Genomic DNA, 26,117 nt, shown 5'->3' with positions numbered 1-26,117 from the left:
TCCGCCGCGACCCTACGCCGGTCGCCGACCGGAGCGCCGGGCCTCGGCCGGTGTGATGTCGAAACGCCGCCGAAAGCTGGTGGAGAACCAGGGGATCGAGGAGAAACCACAGCGGAGCGCGACCTCGGCGGCCGTCGCCGACGCTCCCGGTGCGGTCAGCACCGCGTACGCGCGGTCGAGGCGCCGGGCCAGGACATGGCGCGGCACGGTCGTCCCGTCCGCGGCGAACAGCCGGGACAGCTGACGCTCCGAGACACCGGTCGCCGCGGCGACCGACGCCGCGGTCAACCCGGGGTCGCCGAGGTTGTCGTCGATGAACGCGTGGGCGGTCACGCGACGCTCGACGCCCAGCGTCGCGGCGCCGGCGAGAACGCTCGCCGTCGCGACGATCCGCGCCAGGTCCTCGGTGGTCGTCGCCGTCGAGGCGAACGCGGCGGTGGTGAGACGCACCAGCGACCGGGCGCGGACGTCGTCCGCGACGTCGACGACCGTCGGCGTCACCCGCGTGCTGTCGCTCACCTGCGCCCAGTCGTCTCGGGGGATCACGACGGCGAACTCGTCGAGTCCGTGCTCGAAGACGCGGCGCAGCGGTCGGTCCGGGTCGCACACGAGCAGCTGGCCCGGCTGGAGGACGCCGTCGACCCCGTCCGCGTGGATCCGCGCGGCCCCGCGCCGGGCGACGTACACGGCGACGGCGTCGACGGGGCGGTCGTCGATCATCGACGCCGACCGCTGCACGCGGTGGGCGGATCCGCGCACATGGGCGAGGCGGAGGGACTCTCCGACGAGGTTCGACTCGCGGGCCACGAACCGTCCGTCGCCCGGCACCTCGCACGACAGCTCCATCAGCGCGGCCGCGTTGTGCCGTTCCCAGGCGAGCACGGCGTGATCATCCGAGGTCGAGACCTCGAACCGTGTCGGGGACAGAGCAGCGGCGCTCACCGATCCATGGTGACACAGGCCACACCGCGTCGGTTCTTCCTCGATTCCGCCATCTCGGTCGTGACCCACCCGCCGACGACACGGACCGTCGCACACTCGGCGACACGTACAGCAGAGAGGCGGATCGATGGCGACCTTCGACGACGGCATCGCGGACACGGAGCTGCCGGATCACGGCGTGGTGGAGACCGACGTGCTCATCGTCGGCTCCGGGCCGTCGGGCTCGGCCGCGGCCCTGTTCCTGTCCGAGCTGGGGGTGTCGACCATCCTCATCACCAAGTACCGGTGGACCGCGAACACCCCGCGCGCCCACATCACCAACCAGCGGTCGATGGAGGTGTTCCGCGACCTCGGGATCGAGGAACAGGTGCTGGCCGAGGCCACACCCCACGAGATGATCGGTGACACCGTGTTCTGCACCGCGATCGCCGGTGAGGAGATCGGTCGTATCCGCACCTGGGGGACCCGGCCCGACCGCGAGGCCGACTACCAGCTCGCCTCACCGTGCCTGACCGTCGACATCCCGCAGACCTACCTCGAGCCGATCCTGCTGCGGAACGCGACCATCCGCGGGACGCAGACCCGGTTCTCCACCGAGTACCTGCGGCACACCCAGGACGACGACGGCGTCACCGTCGAGGTCCGCGACCGACTCACCGGTCTCGAGTACCGGATCCGGGCGCGCTACCTCATCGGCGCCGACGGGGCGCGGTCGCGGATCGCCGAGGACATCGGCCTGCCCTTCACCGGTCAGATGGACATCGCCGGATCGATGAACATCACCTTCCGGGCCGACATCGCACCGCTCGTCGACCACCGACCCAGCGTCCTCTACTGGGTGATCGCACCCGGGTCGAACGTCGGCGGCATCGGCACCGGGTTGGTCCGGATGGTCCGTCCCTGGGACGAGTGGTTGATCGTGTGGGGCTACGACATCTCCGGCCCGCCACCGGAACTCGACGACGACATGGCCCGCGGAATCATCCGCGACCTGCTCGGCGTCCCGGACCTGGAGCCGGAGATCACCGGCTACAGCCTATGGGGCGTCAACGAGATGTACGCGACGGACCTCCAGCGCGGCCGGGTCTTCTGCGTCGGGGACGCGGTGCACCGCCACCCGCCGTCGAACGGCCTGGGCTCGAACACCTCGGTGCAGGACTCCTACAACCTCGCGTGGAAGATCGCGGCGGTGCTCGACGGTCACGCCGGCCCGTCGCTGCTCGACTCCTACACCGCCGAACGGGCGCCGGTCGCCGAGCGGATCGTCACCCGCGCGAACCGCTCGGCGCGCGAGTTCTCCGACCTGTTCGAGGCACTGGGCGTCGTCGGACTCGAGGGGGAGGAGATGGCTGCGGCCATCGCCGAGCGCAAGGACCCGACACCCGAGGGTGCCGCCAAGCGGGCCGCCCTGTTGAAGGCCATGGACACCAAGAACTACGAGTTCAACGCCCACGGTGTCGAGCTCGGCCAGTTCTACAGCTCGGGCGCGATCGTCTCCGACGGCACCGCGCCGGTCCCGCAGTCCGGCCGCGAGGACGCCGATCTCTTCCACGTCATGTGCACCTCTCCGGGCGCGCACCTGCCGCACGCATGGGTCGGCGACAACACCCGTCGCATGGCGATGATGGACCTCGCGCCCTACTCGCGGTGGACCCTGATCACCGGTCTGACGGGTGGCGCGTGGGCGGACGCCGCGACCGCTGTCGCCGGCGAGCTCGGTGTGCCGCTCGAGGCGGTGGTGATCGGACCGGGCTGCGCGGTGACCGACCTCTACTACGACTGGGCGAAGTTGCGCGAGGTCGACGAGTCCGGCGCGATCCTCGTCCGGCCCGACAAGCACATCGCCTGGCGTTCCCACGACCTGCCTGACGACCCCACGGCCGCGCTGTCCTCGGCGATGAGGACGGTGCTCGGCCGTGACTGAGGCGTTCGTCCACGAGACCCTGCCGCAGCGTGTCGTGTTCGCCGCGGGTGACGCGCGGTCGGCGCTCGAGGGCGAGGTGATCGCGCTCGACGCGCGACGGGCGATGGTGATCGCGTCCGACCGCGACGGGGCCCGGGTCGACGCCATCGTCGCCGGCCTCCCGGACGTGGTGCGCCACACCGAGGTGGTCATGCATGTCCCGGTCGAGGTGGCGCAGCGTGCGCGGGAGGTCGCGTCGCAGGCCGGTGTGGACGTCGTCGTGGCCATCGGGGGCGGGTCGACGACGGGTCTGGCGAAAGCCGTCGCCCTGACCGCGGGCCTGCCCGTGATCGCGGTACCCACCACCTTCTCCGGCAGCGAGGCGACCGACGTGTGGGGCCTCACCGAGGACGGCGTGAAGACGACGGGGGTGGACCGCCGGGTGCTGCCGCGCAGCGTCGTCTACGACGCCACCCTGCTGACGACGCTGCCCACCGACGCCACCGTCGCGAGCGGGTTGAACGCGCTCGCGCACGGTGTCGATGCGATGTGGGCACCCCGCGCCGACCCGATCGACCGTGCACTGGCCGAGGAGGGCATCCGTGCCCTGCGCGAGGGACTCCTCGGGCTCGTCGCCGAACCGCGGTCGGACGCGGTGGACGACGTCGACCGCACGCTCTACGGCGCCTACCTCGCGGCGGTGGCGTTCGCGTCGGCGGGGTCGGCGATGCACCACAAGATCTGCCATGTGCTCGGCGGCATGTTCGACCTGCCGCACGCCCCGACGCACGCCGTGGTGTTGCCGCACGTCCTGGCGTTCAACGCATCGAACGCCCCCGACGCCGTAGCCCGGATCGCCCGGGCGCTGGGTGCCGACGATGCCGTCGCCGGACTCGCCGACCTGCGCGCCGCGGTGTCGGCCCCGTCGGCGTTGAAGGATCTGGGGATGCCGGAGTCCGGCATCGAGGCCGCCGTGCCCCGCATCCTCGCCGCGATCCCCGCGGACAACCCGACCCCGGTCACCGAGCACGCACTGACCCAGCTCCTACGAGCTGCCTACGAGGGAGACGATCAGCCATGACCGTTCAGCACCAACCGATCTCCGACGACCAACGTGCCGTCGAGGACGATGTCGTCGAGCGCGTGCTCCGGTCGTTCGACGGCTGCGAGAACCCCCGACTGCGCCAGGTCATGCAGTCGCTCACCAGCCATCTGCACGCCTTTCTGCGCGACGTGCGGCTGACCGAGGAGGAGTGGGAGCAGGCGATCGCGTTCCTCACCGAGGCCGGCCACATCACCGACGACAAGCGGCAGGAGTTCGTCCTCCTCTCCGACACCCTCGGTGCGTCGATGCAGACCATCGCCATCAACAACGAGGTGCGCGGCGACGCGACCGAGGCGACGGTGTTCGGGCCGTTCTTCGTCGAGGGGGCGCCCCGGATCGAGCTGGGTGGCGACATGGCGTTCGGCGCCCCGGGTCAGCCGTGCTGGGTCGAGGGCACCGTGACGACCACCGACGGCTCTCCGGTGGCCGGTGCGCGCCTCGAGGTGTGGGAGGCCGACGACGACGGCCTCTACGACGTGCAGCACGACGACGGGCGCGTCGCCGCCCGCGCCCACCTGTTCTCCGACGACGACGGTTCGTTCCGGTTCTGGGGCATCACGCCGACGCCCTACCCGATCCCGGACGACGGTCCTGTCGGACGGATGCTGCAGGCGGTCGGGCGGTCGCCCTACCGCGCGTCCCATCTGCACTTCATGGTCACGGCCGACGGGCTCCGTCGTCTGGTCACGCACATCTTCGTCCGCGGTGACGACCTCCTCGACCGCGACAGCGTCTTCGGCGTCAAGGACTCGCTGGTCAAGGACTTCGTCGAACACGCGGCGGACGAACCCACCCCGGATGGGCGCAAGGTCGGCGGGTCGTGGTCGAGCGTTTGGTTCGACATCGTGCTCGCCCCCGCGGACGCGTAGTCCCTGCTCAGCGAGGGCGTGTCGTCGGTCCGGGGTGGTGAAACCTAGAGTGGTCACCCGTGAGTCTCACCCTCGGAATCGTCGGCCTGCCCAACGTCGGCAAGTCGACCCTGTTCAACGCCCTGACGCGCAACGACGTGCTGGCCGCCAACTACCCGTTCGCGACCATCGAGCCGAACGTCGGCGTCGTCGAGTTGCCCGACGCGCGGCTCGGTCGGCTGGCGGAGATCCACAACAGCGAGCGCATCCTGCCCGCGACGGTCTCGTTCGTCGACATCGCGGGCATCGTGAAGGGCGCCTCTGAGGGCGAGGGGATGGGCAATCAGTTCCTCGCCAACATCCGCGAGGCCGACGCGATCTGCCAGGTGGTGCGGGTGTTCGCCGACGACGACGTCGTGCACGTCGACGGCCGCGTCGACCCGCTCGCCGACATCGAGGTGATCGAGACCGAGCTGATCCTCGCCGATCTGCAGACGCTGGAGAAGGCGATCCCGCGGCTGGAGAAGGACGCCCGCAAGAACAAGGACCTGGCCGAGACGCTCGCTGCGGCCCAGAAGGCGTCGGAGCTGCTGAACTCGGGCAAGACCCTGTTCTCGCAGAAGGATTCGATCGACCTGTCGTCGCTGCGCGAGCTGCACCTGATGACGACCAAGCCGTTCCTCTACGTGTTCAACGCCGACGAGTCCGTGCTCACCGACGACGCGCGCAAGGACGAGCTGCGGGCGGCCGTCGCCCCCGCTGATGCGGTGTTCCTCGACGCGAAGGTGGAGAGCGAGCTGCTCGAGCTCGACGCCGAGGACGCGCAGGAACTCCTCGACTCGATCGGCCAGACCGAGCCGGGCCTGCACTCGTTGGCGCGCGCCGGGTTCCACACCCTCGGACTGCAGACGTACCTGACCGCCGGGCCGAAGGAGTCGCGCGCCTGGACGATCCACAAGGGCGACACCGCCCCCAAGGCCGCCGGCGTCATCCACACCGACTTCGAGAAGGGCTTCATCAAGGCCGAGATCGTCTCCTTCGACGACCTCGACGCCGCCGGCTCGATGGCCGCCGCCAAGGCCGCCGGCAAGGTCCGCATGGAGGGCAAGGACTACGTCATGCACGACGGCGACGTCGTCGAGTTCCGCTTCAACGTCTGAGTCCTCGGGCGCGGGCACACTGGATCCATGCGCCTTACACGTCTCCGATCGACCCTGTTCGTCGTGTTTGCCGTCATCGGCGTGGTGGTCACGGCTGCGTGCGGGGGCGATTCATCGCCCGCTGCCACGACCCACAACGCCACCGACGACGCGTTCGTCGTGGCCATGGCGCGCCATCACCAGCGGGCGATCGAGGTCGGACAGTTCGCGGCCGACAAGGGCAGTGACCCGCGCGTGGTCGACTACGGGCGGCTGATCGTGTCGCAGCAGACGCCGGAGCTGCAGAAGCTCGACGGCTGGAAGAGTCAGTGGTCGTTGCTGTCGACGGCCGCGGGTTCCTCGATGCCCGACGGGTACATCACCGACCCGACGCTGGCCGGGCTGCGGACCATGTCGGGGACGGCCTTCGACCGCGCCTTCCTGCTGGACTCGGCGAACAGTGAGACCGGCGCCGCGGCGATGGCGCAGCGAGAGCTGGCGTCGGGGGTGTACGGGCCGGCGCGGGAACTCGCGACGTCGATCTCCACCGCGCCGACCACCCAGATCCCGAAGCTGCGAGCACTCGCCGCGCAACTGGGCTGACGCATCGTGAGACGATCGCCCGCGTGACGAGGACGAACGAGTTCGGACAGCCGATCGGACCGTCGCTTCCCGGGTGGACACCGCCGCCGGCGCCGTCGCGGGTCGTGCTGCGCGGGACGCACTGCACGCTCGAGCCGCTCGACGTCGACCGGCACGCCGACGACCTGTTCGCCGCCTACGCTGCGGCGCCCGACGACCGTGACTGGACCTACCTCCCGCTCGGCCCGTTCGCGACGAGCGAGGAGTTCCTCGCGTGGGCGGAACCCGCTGCGGCAGGGCAGGACCCGCTGCTGTTCGCCGTCGTCGACACCGGCACCGGCCGCGCGGTCGGGACGCTCGCGTTGATGCGACAGGACCCGGCGAACGGTGTCGTCGAGGTCGGGTACGTGATGTTCTCGCGTGCCCTGCAGGGGACGCAAGCGTCGACCGAGGCGCAATACCTGCTGATGCGGCACGCCTTCGAGCTCGGCTACCGCCGGTACGAGTGGAAGTGCGACAGCCTCAACGAGCCGTCGCGGCGTGCTGCCGCGCGCCTGGGCTTCACCTACGAGGGCACCTTCCGGCACCTCGTCGTCTACAAGGGTCGCAGCCGCGACACCGCATGGTTCTCCATCACCGACGGTGAATGGCCGACGAGCCGCGCGGCATTCGAGGCATGGCTCGACCCTGCCAACTTCGATGCCGACGGCCGCCAACGCGCGCCACTACGTACGAATCCGTAGCAATTCTTCCCGCTCAGCGGGAACAATCGCTACGGATTCGCACCGACCGCACACGCCTGCACGTCTATCATCCCGTCGATGGCGACGGTGCTCATCGCATCCGGCTTGATCCTCCTGCTGCTCGGCCTCCTGACCGGGCTGGCGGTCCCTGCGCTGACCAACCCGCGCATGGGGCTGGCCAGCCACCTGCAGGGCATGACGAACGGCCCGTTGCTCGTGATCGTCGGTCTGCTCTGGCCCCACGTCGATCTGCCGCACGTGCTGGATGCGGTCACCGTGGTGCTCCTGATCTACGGCACCTACGCCAACTGGCTTGCCACTCAACTCGGCGCGATCTGGGGCGCGGGCAGGCGTTTCGCGCCGGCCGCGTCCGGTGACCACTTCGCGTCGGGGGGCAAGGAGACCGTCGTCGACGGACTGCTCCTCACGCTCGCGCCGGCGATGATCGTCGCCGTCGTCCTGCTGATCGTCGGCGTCCTGCGCTGACATGGTCGGTAGCAGTCCGTGTCGCCTGACGACACGAGGTGCTACGGATCCGTTTGCGCGGGTCGCGCCACGACGGTTGCGGCCTCGCGGATCGCGGTCGCGCCCAACACGACGGCGATGAGCAGCTCCGGATGCGCGAGGACCCCGTCGATGCTGTTGACGGCCGCGACCACCGTGAGGACGGCGACGACGGGGATCGCGATCAGGAGCACCGTCATCAGGGCACCGCGGCGTGCCGCGTCCGCCTGCACGATGGCGGCGACGACGACGACCGCCGCGGCGGCCGCGGTGACGGGTCCGGCCCAGCCCACCCCGCCCTCGACGACGTCGCTGACGGTCAGTGCTGTTCCGTACGCGCTCGAGTCCGTCACGCCGTTCAGCGGCTGGTACGACCCGTGGTACGTGACCTCGGGGGTCTGGCCGAAGCCGAACCAGCTCACGCGACCGGCGACGAGCGCGACCACGACGAACACCCACCACGCGGCGCGGCGTACCCACCGCGCGACAACCCATCCGGGACGACCGATCACGCTGCCCACCCTGACAGATGCCCGAATCGGTGGCGATGTTTCCCGCTCAGCGGGAAGAACTGCTACGGATTGTCGGGTGGACGATCTCGTCGAGTTCGAGGCGGTGCTCCGGCAGATGGTCTGGGGACGAAACGAATACGTCGTGATCCGACTGCCCCGCGAACTCGAAGCAGCGGCCCGCGAGATGAACACACGGCGACTCGCAGGGTGGCTGGACGACCTCGCCGTGAACGTGGGCATCAACAAGGCCGATCAGGACGTGATGGACGGGGCCTTCGTCTACATCGGCAGCTCGATGCAGCGTCGTCTGCGCGCCGAGGCCGGTGACCTCGTCCGGTGTCAGTTGCGGCCCGTGGATCCCGACCTGGTGCCCATCGACGACGACGTCCTCGAGGCCTTGGAGGCGAGTGGCACGGTCGCTGCCTTCGACCGCCGGACGCCGGCGCAGCGTCGGCGCGCGCTCGCGCACATCGACGGCGCGGCAGCCGCCGCCACGAGGGAGCGCAGGATCCGTGCGCTCGTGGCGGAACTCGGGGATCGGTAGCGATGTTTCCCGCTCAGCGGGAAGAACTGCTACGGATTGTCGGGTGGGTGAGGCGCAGGAGGAGTTCGCGGCGCTGGTGCTCGACGTGGTCGACCGGATCCCGCCGGGGCGGGTGATGACCTACGGCGACATCGCCGAGTACCTGCACCGCGGCGGGCCGCGGGGCGTGGGGGGAGTGATGGCGCGGGAGGGCGCCGCGGTCGCCTGGTGGCGGGTGGTCCGGGCGAACGGGACGCTGCCCGCGCACCTCGTCGTCGACGCGCAGGAGCACTGGCACATCGAGGGGACGCCGCTGCGCCGCGGGGTGGTCGACGTCGAGGCGGCTCGGTGGTGGCCCGACGCGGCCTAATGTGAGAGCCATGCGCTTCGGACTGTTCGTACCCCAGGGTTGGCGTCTCGATCTGGTCGGCATCGACCCCGCACAGCAGTGGCAGACGATGCTCGACATCGCCACCGTGGCCGACCAGGGGCCATGGGAGTCGATCTGGGTCTACGACCACTTTCACACCGTCCCCGTGCCCACCGACGAGGCGACGCACGAGGCGTGGTCGCTCATGGCGGCGTATGCGGCCGCCACGTCGCGGGTCCGCCTCGGCCAGATGTGCACGTGCATGGGGTATCGCAACCCCGCCTACCTCGCCAAGCAGGCCGCGACGATCGACATCATCTCGGGCGGCCGCGTCGAGATGGGCATCGGCGCAGGCTGGTACGAGCACGAGTGGAAGGCCTACGGCTACGGCTTCCCCCGTGCCGGCGAACGCATCGCGATGCTCGACGAGGGCGTGCAGATCATGTCGCAGATGTGGCGCGAGGGCAGCGTGACCCTCGACGGGAGGCACTACAAGGTCGACGGCGCGATCTGCCGCCCGCTGCCGTTGCAGGACAGCGGGATCCCGCTGTGGATCGCCGGTGGTGGCGAGAAGAAGACCCTGCGTATCGCCGCGCAGTACGCCTCGTACACCAACTTCGACGGCACCCCCGACGTGTTCGACCGCAAGTCGCAGATCCTCGCCGACCACTGCCGCGACGTCGGCACCGACTTCGACGCGATCACCCGATCGGCCAACTACAACGTCGTCATCGCCCCGACCCAGTCGGAGGTCGAGGACAAGATCGACCGCATCCGCGAGCAGTACCGGCCGTTCCTGTCGCCGGAGGCTCTCGACGGTGCGGTCGAGTCGTTCGCGAGCGGGCCGCTCGTCGGCACGCCGGAGCAGATCGTCGAGCGCCTGCGCGCTGCCGAGGGTCAGGGCATGACCTACGCGATCACCTATTTCGTCGAGGCGGCGCACGACCGTTCGGGTCTGGAGTTGTTCACCGAGAAGGTCATCGGGGCGTTCGCGTGACCATCGATCCTGCCCCGGCGGTGTCACGACGTCTCGCCCGACGCCTGGCCGTCTGGGGTGGTGCGTCGACGGTGCTCGGTGGCGCGCTCGCGGTGGCCGGCTCGACGCCCCGGGCGCGAGCGTTCGGACAGCAGAACGCTGCGTGGGGTGCGATCGACCTCGCCATCGCGGCCGTCGCGTCACGCCAGTCGACGCCGCCGACCACCCCGAAGCTCCGGCGCCTGCTCTGGGTGAACACCGGCCTCGACGTCGGGTATGTCGCGGGCGGTGCGTGGTTCGCCGCCACGACCCCGGACCTGCGGGGCCGCATCACGCCGGAGCGGGCTCGCGGCCACGGGGCCGCGGTGATCGTGCAGGGCGCAGCGCTGTTCGTGCTCGACCTCACCCACGCCCGAGTGCTGTCGGGTCGATAGACGTCGCCTCGACGATCGTGTACCACAACGCATCTCGAGCAGCGGGGTCGTCGGTACGCCACGACGGGTAGTGCGTCGGTCGCGGTGCACGGTCGTGCCAGAACAGGCCGGTCGACCGCGCAGCCTCCGGAGCGGCGCACAGCCAGACGATCGTGTCCGCGCCGTCGGTGTCGGTCCGCAGGATCGGCCCCATGATCTTCGCGAAGCCGGGGATGGAGTCGGTGACGCCCGGGGTGTCCGCCCAACCGGGATGCATGCTGTGGACCACGGGTCCGGACTCCGTGACGGGGGAGTGGTCGCCGGTGATCCGGTCGGCGAGCTGCTCGCCCACCACCACCTGCATGCGCTTGGTGCGGGCGTAGGCGGTCAGCCCCGAGTAGTCGCCCCTCTCGTACTCGAAGTCCGTGTCCCGCAGCGGGACCGGATACATGCCACCGCTGGACACGAACACGACACGGGAGTCGCCCTGCAGCACCGGCAGCAGGCCGACGGTGAGTGCGACGGGCCCCAGGACGTGCGTGGCGAAGGCGGACTCGTGTCCCTGCGCGGACAGCGTCCGCTCGGGCGGCACCACCCCGGCGCTGTGGACGACGGCGTGCACCGCATCGAGGTCGGTGGTGACGTCGTCGACGAGCCGCGCGACGGCGTCGAGGTCGCTGATGTCGCATTCGCGGACGACCACCTCGGCGGTGGACACGCGCTGCCGAACACGCCGCGCCGACGCCTCGAGGCGGTCCGCGGATCGGCCGACGAGATGGACGCGGGCACCGAGGCGCGCGAGCCCAGCCGCGGTGGCCGCGCCGAGCCCGGAGCTGCCGCCGGTGACGATGACGTCGACAGGGGAGCCGAAGGGTTCGGGATCGGGCGCCCAGAAGCGCCGACGCACGGTGGACCCGATGCGGGAGTAACCGGGGACGACGGTGCGGTCCAACAGGACGTCCACGCCGCGGAGCAGGGGATTCACGGAGTCGAGGGTAGTCGCGGTGGTGGCTGTGAAACGTCACGAATCGGACGTACGCCTGTGTAGTTTGCCAACACAACTGTTACCGATCCTGAACTCGGTCGTGATCTCCACTGTTAGTTTGCGTCGGCAATCGACACCGCCTCGGGTGTCGAGCCGGAGGAACGGACACAGCATGAGACTTCGCAGGCACATCACCGCCGTCGTCGCGGCGGCCCTGGCGGCCGCGGCGCTGGGCGCCGTGGGGATCGCCCCCGCTCAGGCGGACGTCGGTGACGACTATCCGGTGGGCATCGCCTTCACCGCCGACACCACCACCGTCATCTCGAAGACGGGGCAGCCCGTCACCTTCGGCACGACGACCCTGTCCACCCGGACCGACCTCACGAACGTCGTCGGGACACTGGCCCTGCCGCAGGCGACCGCCGCGCTGAAGCTCGGGCCCGCGACCCTCGCCACCTTCACCATCTCGATCGTCGACCCGACGAAGGTGACCGGCACCATCACCCAGGGCGGGACCGCGGAGGCCCCGACGCTGGATCTCAAGGTGGCTCAGTCGTTCCGGATCCGCCTCGACAAGGTCGCACCGCTGGGGATCGGCAGCCTGGGCTCGTCGGACCTGACGCTCGTCCCCGCCGGCGGCAACTGCTCGACGACGACCACGACGGCGAACCTGACCGGTTCCATCGACGCCACCGCCCTCTTCCAACAGAACACGGCCGACGCACACGTCAAGGGCACCTACACCATCCCGCCGTTCCAGGGGGACTGCGGACTGTTCGCGCCGATCATCAACGGGCTCATCGCCGGTCCGAACAACACCCTCGACGTGCACCTGACGAAGCCGGTCTTCGACTTCGGCGCGACGTCGCGCGCGTCGGCGCTGCAGGCGATCGCCGCGCGCTAACCCCGGGAGACGACGGCGAGCCGATGTAGGTCCACCTGCGTCAGCTCGCCGTCGTCGACCGTCGCCGTCATGTAGGTGCAGTGGGGTTGCCGACGCCGATCCGTCGGCGACCCCGGGTTCAGCAGCCGCATCCCGTCGGGTCCGACGGTGTCCCAGGGGATGTGGCTGTGCCCGAACACCAGCACGTCGGTGTCCGGGTGCTCGGCTGCCATCCGCTTCTCCCGGCCGGTTGCCGCACCCGTCTCGTGGACGACGGTGAACCGCAGGCCTCCTAGAACCATGTGCGCCCGCTCCGGCAGACGGGCCCGGATGTCGGGACCGTCGTTGTTGCCCCAGCAGGCGAGCAGTCGTCGCGACCGTTCCTCGAGAAGATCGACGGTGGCGAGATCCACCCAATCGCCGGCGTGGATGACGACGTCGGCGTCGTCGATCGCCGACAGGACCTCGTCGGGTAACCGCTTGGCGCGCTTCGGGATGTGCGTGTCGGCGAGCAGCAGCAGACGCTGTGCCGTCATCCCGGGAACGGACCTGCCTTGCCGAGCAAGGCCTGCACCGGGGAGTCGAGCTCGGCGCTGAGCCAGGTCGCGGCGTCGACGACGGCGAGACCGTCGATGCCGGTGTCCACCCCGGACCGCTCCAGCTGGTAGCGCAGGTCCTCGGTGGCGATGTTCCCCGTTGCGGCGGGCGCGAACGGGCATCCGCCGAAGCCGCCGATGCTCGAGTCCAACGCACACTCGCCGAGATCGAACGCCGTGAGCGCGTTGGCATATCCGGTGTTACGGGTGTTGTGGAAGTGCCACCGACGACGGACGTCCGGCGCGACCCGGACCAGTCCCTCGTGGAGCGCGCGGACCTGCGCGGGCACACCGACGCCGATGGTGTCGGCGATCGCGATCTCGTCAGGACCCGACTGCGCGACTCGGTCGACGATGTCGATCACCGTGTCGGCGGTCACCTCTCCGCTGAACGGGCACCCGAACGACACGGCCAGCGTCGCCGAGGTGAACACCCCCGCGGCCTTCGACCGCTCGGCGATGCGCTCCCACCGGGCAAGGCCCTCGGCGACGTCACAGCCCTGGTTGCGCATGCTGAACTCGTCGGTGCAGACCACCACGACGTTCACCTCGTCGACGCCGGCCTCCAGGGCGCGGTCGAGACCTCGCTCGTTGAGCACGAGACCGATGTAGTTCACGTCGTCCCTGCGCGGGAGCGCCGCCATGACCTCCTCGGCGCCTGCCATCTGGGGGACCCGTTTGGGGTTGACGAAGCTCACCGTCTCGATCCGCTTCAGCCCGGCGTCGACCGCGCGGGTGATCAGGGCGACGCGGGTGTCCACGTCGAGCACCTTCTTCTCGTTCTGCAGCCCGTCGCGCGGACCGACCTCCACCACGTGCGTGCCCGAGACTGTCATGGACGCCATTCAACCACCGAGGGCCAGGGCGCAGGTTGCATACAGCCGTGCACGCAACTGTGTGAAATCTCGGTAAAACGCGCCCATGAACCGGACTGCGGACCTAAGTTGCATACAACACGACGAGGGAGTGGATGTGGAACGAGCGGTCGACCGGGCGTACTCGTCGATCCGGGCCGCCATCCTCGACGGCAGCTACGGACCCGGCGCGCGGCTCGGCGAGGCCGAACTCGCGCAGCTGACTGAGGCCAGCCGCACCCCGGTCCGCGAGGCCCTTCGACAGCTCGAGGTCGAGGGCCTCGTGGAGGTGTTGCCGCACCGCGGCGCGCGGGTGTCGGCGTTCACCGCCGACGATCTCGACGAGATCTACGACCTCCGGATGACCCTGGAGGCGTTCGCGGCCGGGCGGGCCGCCACGCGCATCACCGCGGAGAGCACCGATCGGATGGCGGAGCTCTGCGACGAGATGGAGGCCGCCGCGGCGGCCGGTCGACTCGACGCGGTCGCCGCGGCCAACGTCGCCTTCCACGACATCGTCCGCGAGGCGTCGGCGAGCACGCGACTGACGTCGATGCTCGCCGCGGTGACGCAACTGCCGCTGATGATGCGCACCTTCCACCGCTACGCCCCCGACGATCTGCGACGCAGTGCGGGGCACCATCGCGAGCTGGTCGCGGCACTGCGCGCCCGTGACGAGGTGTGGGCCGACGCGGTGATGCGCTCGCACGTCCGTGCCGCGAAATCCGTCCTGCTCGCCGCGCTGCGTGCAGACGAGACCCAGACCAGGACAACGACTCTCGACGACGAGATCGGAGTGACGGCATGACCGACACCGACCGTACGGGCCCGCTCGCCGACCTGCGGGTGGTGGAGATGGGACAGCTCCTCGCCGGCCCGTTCTGCGGACAGCTCCTCGCCGACTTCGGTGCCGAGGTGATCAAGCTCGAGGCGCCCGGCAGCGGGGACCCGATGCGACAGTGGGGCCGGGAGAAGCCCTACGGCAAGTCGCTGTGGTGGCCGGTCGTCGCCCGGAACAAGAAGTCGGTGACGTGCAACATGCGTACGCCCGACGGCCAGCGCCTGGCACGCGAGATCATCGCGCAGGCCGACGTCGTCGTGGAGAACTTCCGTCCCGGCACGTTGGAGCGCTGGGGACTCGGGTACGACGTGCTCAGCGCGGACAACCCGGGTCTCGTAATGGCCCGGGTCAGCGGGTACGGACAGACGGGTCCGTACTCGACCCGGGCCGGGTACGGGTCCATCGGGGAGGCGATGGGCGGGATCCGCTATGTCACCGGTGATCCCGACAACCCGCCGTCGCGCGCGGGGATATCGCTCGGTGACTCCCTCGCCGCGGTGTTCGCGACGATCGGTGTCCTGTCCGCCCTCCACGGACGGTCGACGACCGGACGCGGGCAGGTCGTTGACTCCGCGATCTACGAGGCGGTCCTGGCGATGATGGAGTCGATGATCCCCGAGTGGGGGATCGCGGGGTATCAGCGCGAGCGGACCGGGTCGGTGCTCCCGAACGTCTCGCCCAGCAACGTCTATCCCACCGCGGGCGGCGAGATGATCCTCATCGCCGCCAACCAGGACACCGTCTTCAAGCGACTCGCATCCGTCATGGGACGCGACGACCTCGTCGCCGAACCACGGTTCGCCGGGCACGCCGCCCGCGGCGAGAACATGGACGAGCTCGACGGCATCATCGCCGCGTGGACCGCGGACCAGGAGACCGAGGGCCTGCTCGAGCGTCTGCACGACGGCGGCGTCCCCGCCGGCCGGATCTACACGGCCCGCGACATGTTCGACGACCCGCACTTCGCCGCCCGGGACGCGATCGTCCGCCTCGCTCACCCCGACCTCGGGGAGTTCCCCGTCCACAACGTGGTCCCGAAGCTCAGCGAGACACCCGGTGCGGTACGGCATCTCGGTCCCGAGCTCGGCGAGCACAACGACGAGATCTACGGCGGACTGCTCCGCCTGTCCGACGACGAGCGCGCCGACCTGCACGCCCGCGACATCATCTGACCCCCCGACCGCGACCTGAGACACCCAGGAGGACCCATGCGCTATCGACTCGGAGTGGACGTCGGCGGCACGTTCACCGACGTGCTCCTGCTGGAGGAGACCTCCGGCAGCACCTACCGCGCGAAGACCCCGTCCACCCCGGCCGATCAGTCCGTGGGGGTGCTCAACGGCGTCGGCAAGGTGTGTGCCGACGCCGGGATCGATCCCGGCGAGATCCAGCAGGTGCTGCACGGGACGACGGTGGCCACCAACGCGATCCTGCAGGGCCGCGGCGCGAAGGTGGGTCTGGTGACCACCGAGGGCTTCCGGCAGGTGCTGCAGATCGCGCGGTCGTTCGTGCCGGGCGGACTCGCGGGGTGGATCATCTGGCCCAAGCCGGAACCGCTGGCCGCGCTGGAGAACACCGTCGAGGTGGTCGGTCGGATAGCGGCCGACGGCAGCGAGGTCCGACCGCTCGACGAGGACCAGTGTCGAACCGCGCTGCGCTCGCTCAAGGGGGCCGGGGTGGAGGCCGTCACGGTCTCGTTGATCAACTCCTACGCGAACGCCGAGCACGAGGAACAGGTGGGGCGGTGGGTCGCCGAGGAACTGCCCGACGTGCCCGTCTCGCTCTCGTCGCATGTGCTGCCGGAGATGCGCGAGTACGAGCGCACCCTGACCACCGTCGCCAACAGCTATGTGCAGCCCGAGGTATCGCGATATGTCCGCAACCTCGACAGCTCATTGCACGACAAGGGCATCTCGGCGCCGCTGTCCATCCTGCGCAGTGACGGCGGCCTCGTGCAGGCCGACAAGGCGGCCGAGGACCCGGTGTCGCTGCTGCTGTCGGGTCCGGCCGGCGGTGTGACCGGCGCGGTGTGGTTCGCCCAGCAGGCGGGGTACTCCGACTTCCTCACCTTCGACATGGGGGGCACGTCCACCGACGTCGCGCTCGTGCTCGACGGCAAGCCCCGCATCGGGCGCGAGACGAAGGTCGGCGATCTGTCGGTGCGCGCCACCAGCGTCGACGTCCGGACGGTCGGGGCCGGCGGTGGATCCATCGCCCACGTGCCCGAGCTCACCAAGGCGCTGCGCGTCGGACCGCAGTCGGCCGGAGCGGATCCCGGACCCGCCGCCTACGGCAACGGCGGCACCGAACCGACCGTCACCGACGCCAACGTCGTCCTCGGCTATCTGCCCAGCGAACTCGCCGGTGGCGAGGTCGCCCTCGATGTCGACGCCGCGCGCACGGCCGTCGCGACCATCGCCGACGCCATGGGACTCGAGTCCCCCGAGGCGGCGGCGTCGGGCATCGTCGACATCGTCAACGAGAACATGTTCGGCGCACTGCGGCTCGTCAGCGTGCAACAGGGGTTCGACCCCCGCGACTTCGCGCTCGTGTCGTTCGGCGGGGCGGGGCCGTTGCACGCCAACGCACTCGGTCGCCTCACCGGGTCGTGGCCGGTCATCATCCCACCGTCACCCGGTGTCCTCTGCGCCTACGGCGACGCGACGACGTGCCTCCGAGCGGAGAGCGCACGGACGATGGTCCGCGCGTTCAGCGACCTGACCGGCGAGGAACTGCGGACGGTGATCGCCGACCTCGCCGACGCCGCCGCCGCGCAGCTCACCGAGGAGGGCGTCGCCCGCGACGCGCAGACGGCGACGTATCAGGTCGATCTGCGCTACCACGGGCAGGGTTTCGAGATCCCCGTCGACCTCGCCCCCGAGGCGCTCGGCGGCGGCGGCGACCTGTTGGAGACCCTGGGCGCCACCTTCGACGCCGAGCACAAGCGGCTCTTCTCGTTCCTGCTGCCCAACGAGCGGGAGGTGATCAACCTGCGTGTCACGGTCAGCGGCCCGCGGCCGCAGGTGGCGTTCACCGAGCTGGAGCAGGGATCCGAGGACCCGTCGGCCGCACTGCTGCGGGAGTCGCAGGTCTGGATGGACGGTGGCCCCACCAGCGCGGGCATCTACGACCGGACGACGCTGCAGGCGGGCAACGTCGTCCGCGGTCCGGCGATCGTCACCGAGATGGACTCGACGACGCTGGTCCTCTCCGGTCACGCGGCGACCGTCGACCCCAGTGGTTGCCTCGTCATCCGTCCCCTCTGACACCATCCCCGGACACCTCGGCACCAGGAGAACCTCATGGCCACCATCATCGAGACCACCACCGAGCCCGTCGAGAAGACCACCGTCGACCCGGTGACCCTCGACATCATCGAGAACGCCCTGCGCAACGCCCGATACGAGATGGACGAGGTGCTCTTCCGCACCGCGCTGTCCCCGGGCATCCGCGAGCAGCACGACGAGTTCCCACTCATCGCCGACCCCAGCGGGAAGATGGTCGTCGGCCAGTTCGGGTTGTCGGTGCCCGACTTCCTCGACAACTTCCACGGGACCGTGGGCGAGGGCGACATCCTGCTCACCTCCGATCCGTACGCCTGTGGTGCGGCCATCAGCCACGCCAACGACTGGCTCGTCGTGCTGCCGATCTTCCACAGCGGGCGGGTCGTCGGGTGGGCGTCGATGTTCGGCCACATGTCCGACGTCGGCGGCAAGACGCCGTCGTCGATGCCTGCCGACGCGCGCACCATCTACGAAGAGGGCGTGGTGATCCCGCCGTTCAAGCTGTACGACCACGGCGAGCTGAACGACACCGCGCTCGACATCATCCTCAACCAGGTCCGCATGCCCGACTGGAACCGCGCGGACCTCAACGGTCTCGTCGCGGCGTGCACGACGGCGTCGCGGCGCATCGTCGAACTCTGTGACCGGTTCGGGGTCGAGACCTACCTGTCCGCGCTCGACGCCCTGCTCGACCGCAACTACCAGGCGATGAAGGTGCTGCTCGCGACGTTGTTCGTCGACGAGAAGACCATCGAGTTCAGCGACTGGATCTGTGACGACGGCTGCGGGTACGGGCCGTACCAGCTGACCATCAAGCTGACCCGGCACGGCGAGAAGATCCACCTCGACTTCTCCGAGCACGCGCCGCAGGCGGTCGGACCGATCAACTACTTCATCAACGAGAACCTCGTCCGGATGTTCTTCGGCATCTACGTCATCACGGTCGCCGATCCCCAGATCCTCTGGAACGACGGGTTCTATCCCCTGATCGACGTGACCATCCCCGACAACTCGTTCTGGAAACCGGCGTATCCCGCTGCGCTGAACGGACGCAACCACGGCATCGGTCGTGTCTTCGACCTGTTCGGCGGGCTCCTCGGCCAGGGCAATCCCGAGATCCTCAACGCGGCAGGGTTCTCGTCGTCGCCGCACTTCATGTACTCGGGCCACTACGACGGTGGTCCCCGTGACGGCGAGTGGTTCCAGCTGTACTCCATCGGGTTCGGCGGCATCCCCGGGCGGCCGATCGGGGACGGCCCCGACGGGCACTCGCTGTGGCCGTCGTTCGTCAACATCCCGTGCGAGTACCTCGAGTCGTACTACCCGCTGCGGGTGGAGCGTTGGGAGACCGTCCCGGACACCGGCGGCGCGGGCGTCCACCGCGGCGGCAACGGTGTCGACGTGTCCTACCACTTCGAGCAGCCGGGGACCATCGCCATCCACGACGACCGCTGGCTGACCTACCCGTGGGGTGTGAACGGCGGCAAACCCGGTGCGCGCGGCCGGAAGTGGATCCAGCGCGCCGCGGGCGAGGTCGAGATCCTGCCGAGCAAGATCCACGACGCGCCCGTGTACCCGGGTGACGTCCTGCACTTCGTCACCTGGGGTGGGGGCGGCTGGGGTGACCCGCTGGATCGCGACCCCGAACTGGTCGCCCTCGAGGTGCGACGGGGTCTCGTCACCGTCGACGGCGCGGCCGGCGGCTACGGCGTGGTCTGCGACGCCGACGGTGTCGTGGACACCGCGGCCACGCAGGCGCGTCGTGACGAGATCCGTTCCTCGCGGGGCGAGCTCGCCACGTTCGACATGGGTCCGGAGATGCCGGAGATCCTCGAGCGCTGCGAGGCCGAGACGGGGCTGCCGGCGCCGCGTCCGCCGGTGACGGCCCGGTCGGGGCGGTGACACCGGGTCCGATCGACGACTACCGGGCCTCGGGCTTCGCCGGGTCGGTGGGTGTGGGGGAACGTCCCGCCGTCCTCGTCATCGACCTCGCCCGCGCCTACACCGAGGACGGATCGCCGCTGCGGGCGCCGGTCGAGGATGCGGTGGCGGCGTGCGGGCGGCTTGTCGACGCGGCCCGTGGTCTCGGGGTGCCGGTCGTCTTCACCCGCGTCGAGTACCAGATCGACCCGGAGACAGGCGAGGTCGTCGACGGCGGGCTCTTCGTCCGCAAGATCCCGTCGCTGCGGGTGTTCGCGGCCGGGTCGCCGCTCGGCGAGCTCGTCGACCACCCACGGCCCGCGCCCGGTGAGACCGTCGTGACCAAGCAGTACGCGAGCGCGTTCAGCGGGACGTCGCTCGCGGCGACGCTGACCGCGCGGCGCATCGACACCCTCGTGATCTGCGGCCTGTCGACCAGCGGGTGCGTGCGGGCCACCGCCACCGACGCGATCGCTCACGGCTTCGCGCCGATCGTCGTCGCCGACGCGTGCGGTGACCGGACCGCCGCGATCCACGACGCGAATCTGCTGGATCTGCAGGCGAAGTACGCCGACGTCGTCGACCTGGACGCGGCGATCGCCCTGTTCGGCGACGCCCGGCCGGCCTAGGTCCGGAACACCGCGCCGGGACGGTCGTCGACGGCGGCGGCGATCCGGCGCCGCATCTCGGCGGACATGGGCGGCAGGGCGTCGAGCGGGAACCAGCCGCACTCGGTGTTCTCGTCGTCGCCGATCGCGGGTTCGCCTGCGGTCCACCGCATCCGGAACGTGAGGTCGAGGTACTGCGACACGTCGCCGTTGGGGTAGGTGATCGGGTCGGTGACACCCACGGCGGCGAGGCGCTCGGCGACGGCCTCGCACCCCGCTTCCTCGGTCACCTCACGCGCGGCCGCGACGGCCGGTTCCTCGCCCGGATCGATGATCCCGGTGACCGGCGTCCATGCGCCGGTGTCGGCGCGGCGGACGAGCAGGACGTCGGTCCGCGGCGCGGCGTCCGGGTCGCGCAACACCACGGCGGTGACCCCCGACAGCCACAGCGGCGCGTGGCCGATCTTCGCGCGCAGATCGAGGATGAAGTCGGGGGTGGGCACGTCACGCACTGTAGGCGGGAACCGGATCCGTCGCCGTGGGCCGGTCAGTCGCCGTGGCCGGTGAGGTGCCATTGCACCGTCGGGGCGAACCGGTCGACGATCTGTCGCCTGCTGAGCGCGACGACCTCGGGGACGCGTACGAGGTAGCGCAGGGTGGCGAGACCGATCAACGTCGCGACGACCACCTCGACGTGTGGAGCTCCGCCCCGGGCGATGCGCGCCGCGGCGATCGCCGGCCGTACCTGGTGGTCGAAGGTGGCGCGCATGCGGTCCGCGGCCTCGCCGTCGGTGCCCGCCGCGCCGAGCAGCACGCGCAGTGGTTCCCCGGCATCACCGTCCCAGCGGTCCAGGAACGCCTCGACCACCGCGCGTCCGAGCTCGTCCCGCCGGACGTCGGTGAAGTCGGGCAGGTCGAGATCGACCTGCACCGCCGCGTCGTAGAGGCCGCGCTTGCCGCCGAAGTACCGGACGATCAGGGCCGGGTCGACGCCCGCGTCGGTGGCGATCGCCCGCACGGTCGTCGCGGCGAACCCGCTGCGGGCGAACCGGTCGCGCGCGGCGGCGAGGAGGGCACCGCGCGTGGCGTCGGCGTCACGGCGGGAGGGCGGCACCGCACCAGTCTAGTCAACGACCGTTGACCGCACGTCTCGACCGGCCTAAAGTCAACGCATGATGACATCGACGGCACCACGCACCGCACTCGTCGTCGGGGCCGGACCCACCGGCCTGACGGCGGCGATCGGACTGCGACGGGCCGGGGTCGACGTCCGAGTGGTGGACGCGGCGACGGAGGGCGCCAACACCTCCCGTGCGGCGGTCATCCATCCGCGGACGCTGGAGGTGCTGGAGCCGCTGGGCGTCGGCGACGCGATCGGCGCCCGCGCGCTGCGGGTTCCGCGGTTCGACATCCGCGACGGGGCGCGGTCGGTGGCGCGGTTGAGCTTCGGCGGCCTGCCGACCCGCTATCCCTGGACGTCGATGATCTCGCAGGCCGACACCGAGTCGATCCTGCGGGACCGACTCGCCGCGCTCGACGTCGCCGTGGAGTGGGACAGCGCCGTGACGGATCTGGCCGTCGACGACGCGGGCCGGGCCACCGTGCGGCTCGCGTCGGGGGAGACCGCCCGGCCCGACGTCGTCGTCGGCGCCGACGGGATGCACAGCACCGTGCGGAAGATGGCGGGCATCGGCTTCCCGGGCAGTGGGTACGAGCAGTCGTTCGTCCTCGCCGACGTCTCCATGGACTGGCCGGTCGCACGGGACACGGTGTCGTTGACCTTCGCGCCGGACGGCCTCGCGGTGGTCGCACCGCTGCCCGACGACCGCTTCCGCGTCGTGGCCACCCTCGACGACGCGCCCCGGCACCCCACCGCATCCGAGATCGAGGCGCTGCTCACCCGACGCGGTGGATCGGCGACCGTCCACGACGTCGCCTGGAGCGGTCGGTTCCACGTGCACCACCGGCTCGCCGAGTCCTATCACCAGGGGTCCGTCGTGCTGGTCGGCGACGCCGCCCACGTGCATTCACCGGCCGGCGGGCAGGGCATGAACATCGGTGTCCAGGATGCCGTCGCGCTCGCCGAGACCGTTACCGCGGGAGGTGCTCTCGGCGAGTACGAGAAGCGACGACGTCCTGTCGCGCGACGGGTTCTCGCGCTCACCGACCGGATGACCCGCGCCGCGACCACCCGGGGGAGCGCCGTCCGGCACGCACGGAACGGGATGATCCGCGCCGCGCTGTCGGTCCCGCCCATCCGCCGGCGCGCGGCGATGGAGTTGTCGGAGCTCACGCATCGCTGAGTGACGTGGGACGTCGCGGGGAATGAGCGCAGACCGCGGTCCGGTTGCACCTCTGCGTGAACGCACCGACCCTCTTCACCCCGCTGACCCTGCGCGACGTCACGATCGACAACCGTGTGTGGCTGTCGCCGATGTGTCAGTACAGCTGCTTCCAGCGTGACGGCATGCCGGGTGACTGGCATCTCGCCCACCTCGGGTCGCACGCGATCGGTGGCTTCGGACTGGTGATGACCGAGGCCGCTGCCGTGACCCCCGACGGGCGGATCAGCCCGGAGGACGCGGGCATCTGGACCGACGAGCAGGCCCGTGCGTGGTCTCGCATCGTCGACTTCATCCACGCGCAGGACTCCCGGGCCGGCGTCCAACTCGCCCACGCCGGGCGCAAGGCGTCGACGTTCTCGCCGTTCGCCGACGGTGAGGGATCGGTCCCGGAGTCCGAGGGCGGCTGGCAGACGGTCGCGCCGTCGGCCGAGGCTTTCGAGGGATACGCGACTCCCCGTGCGCTGACCGTCGACGAGAACGCCGATGTGGTGCGGGCATTCGCCGACGCGGCCCGTCGGGCGGACGACGCCGGATTCGACGTCGTCGAGATCCACGCCGCGCACGGGTACCTGCTGCACGAGTTCCTGTCGCCGCTGTCGAATCACCGCGACGACGCATACGGCGGCGATCTGGACGGCCGGATGCGGCTGATGATCGAGGTCGCCGAGGCTGTGCGCGACGCCTGGCCGGCCGGCAAACCGCTGTTCGTCCGCATCTCCTCCACCGACTGGACCGACGGTGGCTGGTCGGGTGACGACTCGGTGGTGCTGGCGCAGCGGCTCGCGGACGTGGGGGTCGACCTCGTCGACGCCTCGACCGGCGGCAACGTCCTGGCCGACATCCCGGTCGGGCCGGGCTATCAGGTGCCGTTCGCGGCGCAGATCCGAGAGAAGGCGTCCGTCGCCACGGCGGCGGTCGGACTCGTCACCGACGCCGACCAGGCCGAGACGATCCTGACGACCGGGCAGGCCGACGCCGTCTTCCTCGCCCGGGCGGCGCTGCGGGACCCGGCGTGGCCGCTGCGGGCGGCCCACACGCTCGGGCTCGACCACCACGAGGCGCCCTACCGTCCGCAGTACGTCCGCGGCGCCTGGCGGGACTGACCCGTCAGGCGGGCCGGTGGATCAGCAGCGGTAGGACGCGGTCGGCACCGGCGTCGCGCAGGTGCGCCGCGGCCACCGTCACCGGCCATCCCGACCGGCTCGCGTCCACGACGAGGAGGACCGCACGGCCCACGACCTCGGACGGCGCGGGCCCCATCGCGGCACGCCACTGCGCGGCCTCCTCGGCGCCGGACGCCTCACGATCGATGTCGACCGCGCCGTCGACCGGTTGATCGGCGCGGCCGAGCGACCCGACCGCGGCGAGATGGTCGGCGAGCCGTCCCGCCAGGTCACCACCGGTGAGCGTCAGTGTCACCGCGATCTCGGGCCGCGCGGCCCATTCCGACCGCCACCGCGACAGCGTGCGGACCGCGGCGGCGCACACCTCCTCGACCGCGTCGTCCTCGCCGCGGCGGGCGGCGACCAGGGTGTCCGCCCACTCCGGGGCGTCGGCGTGGACGAGGATCCGGCCCGGATCGGCGGCGAGATGGGCCGGGATGCGTCCCTTCGCCCCGAACACCCCGCCGGGCCACATCTTCCGGGGTGTCAGTTCGAGCGCGTCGGACCGCAGCGCGCCCGCGATCGAGCGGGCGGTACCGGCGTCGGCGGTCTCCGACAGCCCCGGCGACAGCGCCCCGCGGCACACCGAACACCGACCGCAGTCGCCGACCTCGGGGTCGTCGAGTGACTCGACCAGCAGCGCCATGAGACAGCGGTCACCGCGGGTGTAGGCCCGCATGATGTCCGCCTCGCGGCGGCGGGTGGCGATGATCCCGTCGTAATGGGCTGCGTCGTAGTGCCATTCGCGATCGGTGGCGCGCCATCCGCGCTCGACGCGCTCCACGGCGCCGTCGACGGCGAGCTGCTTGAGCATCAGATCGACGCGCGTGCGGCGGATGCCGGTCGACGCCTCCAGTGCGATGGCCGACGGCGGGTCGTCGGGGTCGGCGGAGCGCAGCTCCGACAGGACGGCGTCCATCTGTCGCGGATCGGGGATGGTGGCGGTCGCGAAGTGGTCCCAGATGCCGGCGTCAGCCGAGGACGGGAGCAGTACCACGATGGCCTCGTCGATCGCGCGTCCGGCGCGACCGACCTGCTGGTAGTACGACACCGGCGACGGCGGCGAGCCGACGTGCACGACGAAGCCGAGATCGGGCTTGTCGTACCCCATCCCGAGCGCCGAGGTCGCGACCAGCGCCTTCAGCTGGTTGTCGCGCAGCGCGTCCTCGAGTTCGTGACGGCGGTCGGTGTCGAGCTGGCCGGTGTAGGCGGCCACCGCGACGCCGTCGCCGTGCATGGTCCGGATCGCCGCGACGAGCCGGTCGGCGTCGGCGACGGTCAGGACGTAGACGATGCCCGAGCCGGGCAGTCGGTCGAGGTTCTGTGCCACCCAGGCGTAGCGATCCAGGGGACTCATCGACGGGGTCACGTTGAGCGTCAACGACCGTCGCGCGAGCGGTCCACGCAGGACGAGGGTGGCCTCGCCGAGTTGACGGGCCACGTCCTCGGTCACCCGCTCGTTCGCGGTCGCGGTGGTGGCGAGCACGGGCATCGCGGGATCGGTCGAGGACAGGATGTCGGCGACGCGGCGGTAGTCCGGACGGAAGTCGTGGCCCCAGTCCGAGATCGAGTGCGCCTCGTCGATGACGAGCATCCCGAGCCGGGTGGCGACCGCGTCGAGCACGCGGCGTCCGAACCCGGGGTTGGCCAAGCGTTCCGGGGACACCAGCAGCACGTCGAGCGCGCCGTCGCGCAGATCGGACTCGACGGCCGACCAGTCGTCGACGTTGCTCGAGTTGACCGTGGCCGCACGCAGTCCCGCTCGCTCGGCGGCGGCGACCTGGTCGCGCATGAGCGACAGCAGTGGCGACACGATGAGCGTCGGACCGGCGCCCTCGGCGCGCAGGATCGCGGTCGCGGCCCAGTACACCGCCGACTTCCCCCAGCCGGTGGCCTGGACGACCAGCACGCGCGCAGCCGGTGTCACCAGCGCGGCGACAGCGGTGCGCTGGTCGTCGCGCAGCGCGGCGCCCGGCCCGGCGAGCGCCTCGATGACGCGTGTCGCCACCGCCGAACGGTCGGGTGTGAGGTGCGGTGTCTGTTCTGTCTGCATCGGGATTTGACGCTACCGCGCGGCA

The 26,117-nt window shown here is 70.6% G+C and carries 27 protein-coding genes; 19 read left to right on the top strand and 8 right to left on the bottom strand.

All coding sequences use genetic code 11. The features are described from left to right. Positions 1-12 precede the first annotated feature (12 nt). Entirely contained in the window at positions 13-942 is a 930-nt protein-coding gene (locus tag LX12_RS11905; RefSeq protein WP_253654770.1) for a helix-turn-helix domain-containing protein, read from the bottom strand. A gap of 127 nt (positions 943-1,069) precedes the next feature. Here LX12_RS11905 and LX12_RS11900 point away from each other — a divergent pair, with 127 nt between their 5' ends. From LX12_RS11900 to LX12_RS11870, 7 genes are all read left to right on the top strand, one after another. Next, entirely contained in the window at positions 1,070-2,866 is a 1,797-nt protein-coding gene (locus LX12_RS11900; protein ID WP_253654769.1) for an FAD-dependent oxidoreductase, read from the top strand. Continuing rightward, the gene (locus LX12_RS11895) at positions 2,859-3,926 is read left to right on the top strand and encodes a maleylacetate reductase (RefSeq protein ID WP_253654768.1); all 1,068 of its coding nucleotides are present in this window, start codon (positions 2,859-2,861) and stop codon (positions 3,924-3,926) included. Before LX12_RS11900 ends, LX12_RS11895 begins: the two co-directional genes overlap by 8 nt. Further along, positions 3,923-4,819: a hydroxyquinol 1,2-dioxygenase gene (locus tag LX12_RS11890; RefSeq protein WP_253654767.1), complete on the top strand. Its 897-nt coding sequence runs from the start codon at positions 3,923-3,925 to the stop codon at positions 4,817-4,819. The genes LX12_RS11895 and LX12_RS11890 overlap by 4 nt, the downstream gene beginning before the upstream one ends. A 59-nt stretch (positions 4,820-4,878) precedes the next feature. After that, positions 4,879-5,958 (top strand): redox-regulated ATPase YchF, encoded by a 1,080-nt coding sequence (gene ychF, locus LX12_RS11885; RefSeq protein WP_253654766.1) that lies wholly within the window; start codon positions 4,879-4,881, stop codon positions 5,956-5,958. Positions 5,959-5,985: 27 nt separating this feature from the next. Continuing rightward, positions 5,986-6,540 carry a DUF305 domain-containing protein gene (locus LX12_RS11880; protein ID WP_253654765.1) on the top strand — a complete coding sequence of 185 codons (555 nt, stop codon included), beginning with the start codon at positions 5,986-5,988 and terminating at the stop codon, positions 6,538-6,540. 23 nt (positions 6,541-6,563) lie between these two features. Beyond that, the gene (locus tag LX12_RS11875) at positions 6,564-7,262 is read left to right on the top strand and encodes a GNAT family N-acetyltransferase (protein WP_253654764.1); all 699 of its coding nucleotides are present in this window, start codon (positions 6,564-6,566) and stop codon (positions 7,260-7,262) included. Positions 7,263-7,340: 78 nt separating this feature from the next. Beyond that, a complete protein-coding gene (locus LX12_RS11870; protein WP_253654763.1) occupies positions 7,341-7,748 on the top strand; it encodes a styrene oxide isomerase in 408 nt (135 codons plus the stop codon). A 41-nt stretch (positions 7,749-7,789) separates the two neighbouring features. Here LX12_RS11870 and LX12_RS11865 read toward each other — a convergent pair whose 3' ends face one another. Beyond that, positions 7,790-8,278: a hypothetical protein gene (locus LX12_RS11865; RefSeq protein WP_253654762.1), complete on the bottom strand. Its 489-nt coding sequence runs from the start codon at positions 8,276-8,278 to the stop codon at positions 7,790-7,792. A gap of 76 nt (positions 8,279-8,354) precedes the next feature. Here LX12_RS11865 and LX12_RS22255 point away from each other — a divergent pair, with 76 nt between their 5' ends. From LX12_RS22255 to LX12_RS11845, 4 genes are read left to right on the top strand one after another with little or no spacing between them, the layout of a single operon-like run. Then, a complete protein-coding gene (locus LX12_RS22255) occupies positions 8,355-8,822 on the top strand; it encodes a YdeI/OmpD-associated family protein (RefSeq protein WP_253654761.1) in 468 nt (155 codons plus the stop codon). A gap of 43 nt (positions 8,823-8,865) precedes the next feature. Next, positions 8,866-9,171 carry an MGMT family protein gene (locus tag LX12_RS11855; RefSeq protein ID WP_253654760.1) on the top strand — a complete coding sequence of 102 codons (306 nt, stop codon included), beginning with the start codon at positions 8,866-8,868 and terminating at the stop codon, positions 9,169-9,171. A gap of 10 nt (positions 9,172-9,181) precedes the next feature. Beyond that, positions 9,182-10,168 (top strand): LLM class F420-dependent oxidoreductase, encoded by a 987-nt coding sequence (locus tag LX12_RS11850; RefSeq protein ID WP_253654759.1) that lies wholly within the window; start codon positions 9,182-9,184, stop codon positions 10,166-10,168. Then, a complete protein-coding gene (locus LX12_RS11845) occupies positions 10,165-10,581 on the top strand; it encodes a DUF6992 family protein (RefSeq protein ID WP_253654758.1) in 417 nt (138 codons plus the stop codon). Before LX12_RS11850 ends, LX12_RS11845 begins: the two co-directional genes overlap by 4 nt. On the opposite strand, the gene LX12_RS11840 is transcribed toward LX12_RS11845, so the two are convergent. Then, positions 10,550-11,545 carry an SDR family NAD(P)-dependent oxidoreductase gene (locus LX12_RS11840; RefSeq protein WP_253654757.1) on the bottom strand — a complete coding sequence of 332 codons (996 nt, stop codon included), beginning with the start codon at positions 11,543-11,545 and terminating at the stop codon, positions 10,550-10,552. The genes LX12_RS11845 and LX12_RS11840 overlap by 32 nt on opposite strands. A 172-nt stretch (positions 11,546-11,717) precedes the next feature. Between LX12_RS11840 and LX12_RS11835 the strand changes: the two genes are divergently transcribed. Next, positions 11,718-12,449, top strand: coding sequence for a hypothetical protein (locus tag LX12_RS11835; RefSeq protein ID WP_253654756.1), 732 nt, complete (start codon positions 11,718-11,720; stop codon positions 12,447-12,449). Here the strand turns inward: LX12_RS11835 and LX12_RS11830 are convergent. Together LX12_RS11830 and LX12_RS11825 are read right to left on the bottom strand one after the other, a co-directional pair. Then, positions 12,446-12,964, bottom strand: a complete 519-nt coding sequence (locus LX12_RS11830; protein WP_253654755.1) for a metallophosphoesterase family protein — start codon at positions 12,962-12,964, stop codon at positions 12,446-12,448. The two genes, LX12_RS11835 and LX12_RS11830, sit on opposite strands and share 4 nt — an antisense overlap. Beyond that, positions 12,961-13,860 (bottom strand): hydroxymethylglutaryl-CoA lyase, encoded by a 900-nt coding sequence (locus LX12_RS11825; protein WP_253654754.1) that lies wholly within the window; start codon positions 13,858-13,860, stop codon positions 12,961-12,963. Before LX12_RS11825 ends, LX12_RS11830 begins: the two co-directional genes overlap by 4 nt. A gap of 136 nt (positions 13,861-13,996) precedes the next feature. On the opposite strand from LX12_RS11825, the gene LX12_RS11820 reads away from it, so the two are divergent. Genes LX12_RS11820 through LX12_RS11800 form a run of 5 tightly spaced genes read left to right on the top strand, consistent with a single transcriptional unit; the run spans position 13,997 to position 20,552 of the window. Continuing rightward, positions 13,997-14,686 carry a GntR family transcriptional regulator gene (locus tag LX12_RS11820; protein WP_253654753.1) on the top strand — a complete coding sequence of 230 codons (690 nt, stop codon included), beginning with the start codon at positions 13,997-13,999 and terminating at the stop codon, positions 14,684-14,686. After that, complete coding sequence (locus LX12_RS11815; protein WP_253654752.1) at positions 14,683-15,891, top strand: CaiB/BaiF CoA transferase family protein; 1,209 nt, start codon at positions 14,683-14,685, stop codon at positions 15,889-15,891. The genes LX12_RS11820 and LX12_RS11815 overlap by 4 nt, the downstream gene beginning before the upstream one ends. A 36-nt stretch (positions 15,892-15,927) precedes the next feature. Further along, positions 15,928-17,985 (top strand): hydantoinase/oxoprolinase family protein, encoded by a 2,058-nt coding sequence (locus LX12_RS11810; RefSeq protein WP_253654751.1) that lies wholly within the window; start codon positions 15,928-15,930, stop codon positions 17,983-17,985. Positions 17,986-18,021: 36 nt separating this feature from the next. Continuing rightward, on the top strand, positions 18,022-19,905 hold the full coding sequence (locus LX12_RS11805) for a hydantoinase B/oxoprolinase family protein (protein WP_253654750.1): 1,884 nt from the start codon (positions 18,022-18,024) through the stop codon (positions 19,903-19,905). Beyond that, complete coding sequence (locus tag LX12_RS11800) at positions 19,902-20,552, top strand: isochorismatase family protein (RefSeq protein WP_253654749.1); 651 nt, start codon at positions 19,902-19,904, stop codon at positions 20,550-20,552. Before LX12_RS11805 ends, LX12_RS11800 begins: the two co-directional genes overlap by 4 nt. On the opposite strand, the gene LX12_RS11795 is transcribed toward LX12_RS11800, so the two are convergent. Together LX12_RS11795 and LX12_RS22250 are read right to left on the bottom strand one after the other, a co-directional pair. Next, complete coding sequence (locus LX12_RS11795; RefSeq protein WP_253654748.1) at positions 20,549-21,034, bottom strand: NUDIX hydrolase; 486 nt, start codon at positions 21,032-21,034, stop codon at positions 20,549-20,551. The two genes, LX12_RS11800 and LX12_RS11795, sit on opposite strands and share 4 nt — an antisense overlap. Before the next feature lie 44 nt (positions 21,035-21,078). Next, the gene (locus LX12_RS22250) at positions 21,079-21,645 is read right to left on the bottom strand and encodes a TetR/AcrR family transcriptional regulator (RefSeq protein ID WP_253654747.1); all 567 of its coding nucleotides are present in this window, start codon (positions 21,643-21,645) and stop codon (positions 21,079-21,081) included. A gap of 58 nt (positions 21,646-21,703) precedes the next feature. Here LX12_RS22250 and LX12_RS11785 point away from each other — a divergent pair, with 58 nt between their 5' ends. Both LX12_RS11785 and LX12_RS11780 read left to right on the top strand, forming a co-directional pair. After that, complete coding sequence (locus LX12_RS11785) at positions 21,704-22,834, top strand: FAD-dependent oxidoreductase (RefSeq protein ID WP_308214000.1); 1,131 nt, start codon at positions 21,704-21,706, stop codon at positions 22,832-22,834. Between the two features lie 56 nt (positions 22,835-22,890). After that, positions 22,891-23,979: an NADH:flavin oxidoreductase/NADH oxidase gene (locus tag LX12_RS11780; protein WP_253654746.1), complete on the top strand. Its 1,089-nt coding sequence runs from the start codon at positions 22,891-22,893 to the stop codon at positions 23,977-23,979. 4 nt (positions 23,980-23,983) lie between these two features. On the opposite strand, the gene LX12_RS11775 is transcribed toward LX12_RS11780, so the two are convergent. After that, positions 23,984-26,092: a DEAD/DEAH box helicase gene (locus tag LX12_RS11775; RefSeq protein ID WP_253654745.1), complete on the bottom strand. Its 2,109-nt coding sequence runs from the start codon at positions 26,090-26,092 to the stop codon at positions 23,984-23,986. Between the last annotated feature and the right edge of the window lie 25 nt (positions 26,093-26,117).

The sequence above is a fragment of the Williamsia serinedens genome, from assembly GCF_024171725.1.
GTDB lineage: Bacteria > Actinomycetota > Actinomycetes > Mycobacteriales > Mycobacteriaceae > Williamsia_A > Williamsia_A serinedens.
This window is presented reverse-complemented; position numbering and strand designations above follow the sequence as displayed.